3 protein-coding genes and 1 pseudogene are annotated in these 3,622 nt (G+C 73.0%); 1 reads left to right on the top strand and 3 read right to left on the bottom strand.

Translation table 11 applies throughout. The features are described from left to right. Nucleotides 1–118 precede the first annotated feature (118 nt). From E4099_RS30405 to E4099_RS30395, 3 genes and pseudogenes are all read right to left on the bottom strand, one after another. A pseudogene (locus tag E4099_RS30405) lies at nucleotides 119–538 on the bottom strand (cellulose binding domain-containing protein); the annotation flags it as partial. Between the two features lie 206 nt (nucleotides 539–744). Further along, on the bottom strand, nucleotides 745–1,395 hold the full coding sequence (locus E4099_RS30400; RefSeq protein WP_135342326.1) for a response regulator: 651 nt from the start codon (nucleotides 1,393–1,395) through the stop codon (nucleotides 745–747). After that, on the bottom strand, nucleotides 1,392–2,684 hold the full coding sequence (locus E4099_RS30395) for a sensor histidine kinase (protein WP_135342325.1): 1,293 nt from the start codon (nucleotides 2,682–2,684) through the stop codon (nucleotides 1,392–1,394). Before E4099_RS30395 ends, E4099_RS30400 begins: the two co-directional genes overlap by 4 nt. Before the next feature lie 175 nt (nucleotides 2,685–2,859). On the opposite strand from E4099_RS30395, the gene E4099_RS30390 reads away from it, so the two are divergent. Then, the gene (locus E4099_RS30390) at nucleotides 2,860–3,438 is read left to right on the top strand and encodes a hypothetical protein (protein ID WP_135342324.1); all 579 of its coding nucleotides are present in this window, start codon (nucleotides 2,860–2,862) and stop codon (nucleotides 3,436–3,438) included. Nucleotides 3,439–3,622: the final 184 nt, after the last annotated feature.

Raw genomic sequence — 3,622 nt, 5'->3', positions numbered from 1 at the left:
CGGTGATGGATGGTGGGTATTGGTTCACGAATCTGCGGCAGACGGTGGAGCTTCAGGCGGCCGTGAGTACTGCTGTCGCCGACGGGCATACGGCGTTCGTTGAGTGCAGTCCGCATCCGGGGTTGGTCCCGCCGCCCTCGCAGGAGCCGCCGTTGAGTTTGCAGCCGGTGGGGCTGCCGCTGCCGGTGCCGTTGAAGCCGAAGGTGACGGAGGCGCCAGGGGCCAGCGAGCCGTTCCAGCTCGTGTTCTTGGCGGTCCAGTGGTTCCCGGAGCCGGAGACCTGGGCGTCCCAGGAGGAGGTGACGGAGGTGCCGGCCGGGAAGTCCCACTCCACGGTCCAGCCGCTCAGGGTGGTGGTGCCGGTGTTCTTCACCGTCCAGCGGCCCTCGAAGCCCGTGCCCCAGTCGGATGCCTTGGTGTAGCCGGCGGTCGCGGACTCGGCCGCGTGTGCGGGTGCCGCGGCGGCCAGCCCCAGCAGGGCGGCCAGGGGGAGAAGGAGGGCGGTCAGAGCCGCGATGGCCCTGCGATGCGCGGCCAGGCCGCGTAGGGGGGTGTCTGGTATCACGGTTGCTCCTCGTACAGGGGGGTGAAGGTACGGGGGAACCTGCGTCGCCCGGTGAGCACTGGGAGGCAAGAGGGTGTTCACCGCAGTTGGTGAGGGGAGCGTAGAAAGGTCTGGACCATCGGTCAAGAGGTCTGGACCAGTTACGGCGGGATCGGCCCGGCCGCGCACCGGATACCGCGTCAGATGCCCAACTCCTGGGCGAGCACCGCGGCCTGCACCCGGCTGCGCAGTCCCAGCTTCCCCAGCAGCCTGCTGACGTGGGTCTTCACCGTGGCCTCCGCCATCGTGAGCCGCTCGCCGATCTCCACGTTGGACAGCCCCTGCCCCAGGCAGCACAGCACCTCGCGCTCCCGCCGGGTGAGCGGATCCAGTACGGCGGGGTCCGGGGCCCTGACGGCGGGCGCCGGGCCGGCACTGGCGAACTCGGCGATGAGCCGCCGGGTCACCGCGGGGGCGATCAGCCCCTCACCGCGCGCCACCGTACGGACCGCCGTGACCAGTTCGGCTGCCTCGCTGTCCTTGAGCAGGAATCCCGCGGCGCCGGCCCGCAGCGCCCCGAAGACGTACTCGTCCAGATCGAAGGTGGTCAGCACCAGAACATCGGCCAGCCCCTCGGCGACCACCTGCCGGGTGGCCGACACCCCGTCCAGACGCGGCATCTGGACGTCCATCAGCACCAGGTCCGGCCTCAGCTCGCGAGCGAGCCGTACCGCCTCCTCGCCGTCCGAGGCCTCGCCCACCACCTCGATGTCCCGCGCGGACCGGAGGATCAGCACCAGCCCTGCGCGGACCGCCATCTGGTCCTCGGCGACCACTACCCGGATCGTCATCGGTCTCCCTCTCCTCCCGTCACCGGCAGCACCGCCCGCACCCGCCAACTCCCGTCCTCCGGGCCGGCCGTGAACTCCCCGCCCAGCAGCGAGACCCGCTCTCGCATACCGATCAGCCCGGCGCCCGAACCGGGCGCCCGCGGCACCGGCGCCCTCCCCAGCGGGCTGACCACGGTGACCCGCAGCGGCGTCCCTTCACCGGACCGCGCCCCGCCCGCCGCACCGCGCGGCCCCGGCACCAGCGGGCCGCGGTCCAGCTCCACCAGCACCTCGCCGGGCGCGGCGTGCTTGAGCGCGTTGGTCAGCGCCTCCTGCACGATGCGGTAGGCGGCCAGCTCCACCGGGGCGGGCAGCGGATCAGCCGCGGCCGGCCGCCGGTCCCGCAGCCGGAACTCCAGACCGGTCGTGCCCGGCAGGTCGTCCGATCGGGCGCTGCACTCCGCCGCGGCTGCGGCACGGGTCTGCCGCAGCAGAGCCGCCAGCCCCTCAAGGGTGGGCGCGGCGGCCGGTTCGGCATCCGCCCCCGCGTCCCGCAGCAGCCCGATCAGCCGGCGCATCTCGGCCAGACCCCGCACGCTGTTCTCTCGTATGACACCCAGCGCCTCCCGGTCGGCGGCCGGATCCGCCAGGGACAGTGCGGCGGTGGAGTGGATGGCTATCGCGGAGAGATGGCCCGCCACCATGTCGTGCAGCTCGCGGGCCATTCGCGCGCGCTCGGTGGTCACCGCCTGGACGCGGTCCATCTCGGCCAGCAGCGCGGTCTGCTCGGCACGCAACCGGGCCGCCTCGGCCGCCTCCTTGTGGTTGCGGATCACCATGCCGGTCCAGGCCGGGCCGGCGGCGATCACCCCCACCATGACCCCGGTCAGCAGCGCCTCGGGGCGTCGCAGCACGGCGAGCGGAATCACCGTCGCCAGCACGGTCAGCAGCTCCGCGACCCGCGGCACCAGCCGGGCCGCGGCGGGCCGCCCGTACAGCACCGCCGTGTACACCAGATCGGTGAACATCACCACGTTGGAGATCAGCGACCCGGCGAGGACGTCCAGCGCATAGGCGGCGGTGCCGATCGCCAGTCCGATGCCCGGGGCGGTGCGGCGCAGCGTCTCACAACCACTCAGGACGACCAGCGAGACCAGTGAGCACCAGGCCGGCATCCCCAGCGCCACCGTCGCCCCGTGCAGGCCCAGACCCCACAGCACCAGCCCGCCCAGCAGCCCGACCCCGGCGATGCCGAGGTCCTGCTGGCGCGGGCGGCCGGGGAGCGGAGGGAGTGGGGGCATGGCTCCCATCCCACCACGGGGCCCGGGCCGCTGTGATCCGTCCCGAGGCGGGTTCGGGCGGAGGGGGAGTCCATCAAAGGATGCAGTACGGGTTCATCAGCGGCGACGACGCGCACCCGCCCGGATCGGGGGAGTCTGGAGATGGCCCGAACGAGGCCGGTCGAACGTCGGAGAGGAGGACTCTGTGATCGTCGGACTGATCATCGCCTGCGAGATCGGCTTCTGGGTCGTTCTCGGCGCCGGCCTGACGGTGCGCTACCTGCTGCGCAGGCCGCGGGCGGGAGCGCTGCTGCTGGCCGGGGTTCCCGTGGTGGACCTGGTGCTGCTGGCCGCCACCGTGGTCGATCTGCGGCGCGGCGCGGAGCCCTCCGCCGCGCACGGGCTGGCCGCGATATACCTGGGCTTCTCCGTGGCGTACGGGCGGTATCTGATCGGCTGGGCGGACGGGCACGCCGCGCACCGTCTGGCCGGCGGACCGCGCCCGGCCAAGGCTCCCCGATACGGCGCCGCCCGAATACGGCACGAGTGGCGGCTGTGGCGGATGACGCTGGTCGCCGGGGCGATCGCGCTGGCCGTGCTCCAGGGCTGCACGGCACTGGTGGGCGAGGGCGGGGGAGCGGACGCCCTGCGCGCGAACCAGATGCTGATGCTGCAGGTCGTCGGCATCCATCTGCTGGTCGCGGTCACCTACACGGTATGGCCACCGCGCCCCAAGGCACCGCGGACACGCACAGGCGTACGGGAGGACGGAACTGAGGGGTAGTCGGCGGTGGCGGTGGGCCGGGGTGGGTCCGCCGGAGGCGACCGTGTCGGTGTAAGGGGCGGTCCGGGGAGTCTCTGACGGAGTCGGCCGTGCCGGACGACGGGCGTGGGCCGGCGCGAGTCCGAGGGTGAGTAGGCCGTACCGGCGATGTGGCGGTCCGGGGAGTCTCTGACGGGGGGTCGGC

Origin of the sequence: Streptomyces palmae, assembly GCF_004684805.1 — a bacterium.
GTDB lineage: Bacteria > Actinomycetota > Actinomycetes > Streptomycetales > Streptomycetaceae > Streptomyces > Streptomyces palmae.
This window is presented reverse-complemented; position numbering and strand designations above follow the sequence as displayed.

What these genes read in the sequence shown, in the direction of transcription:
- E4099_RS30400 (WP_135342326.1), bottom strand. Translation starts at nt 1,395, where the DNA reads ATGACGATCCGGGTAGTGGTCGCCGAGGACCAGATGGCGGTCCGCGCA.
- E4099_RS30395 (WP_135342325.1), bottom strand. Translation starts at nt 2,684, where the DNA reads ATGGGAGCCATGCCCCCACTCCCTCCGCTCCCCGGCCGCCCGCGCCAG.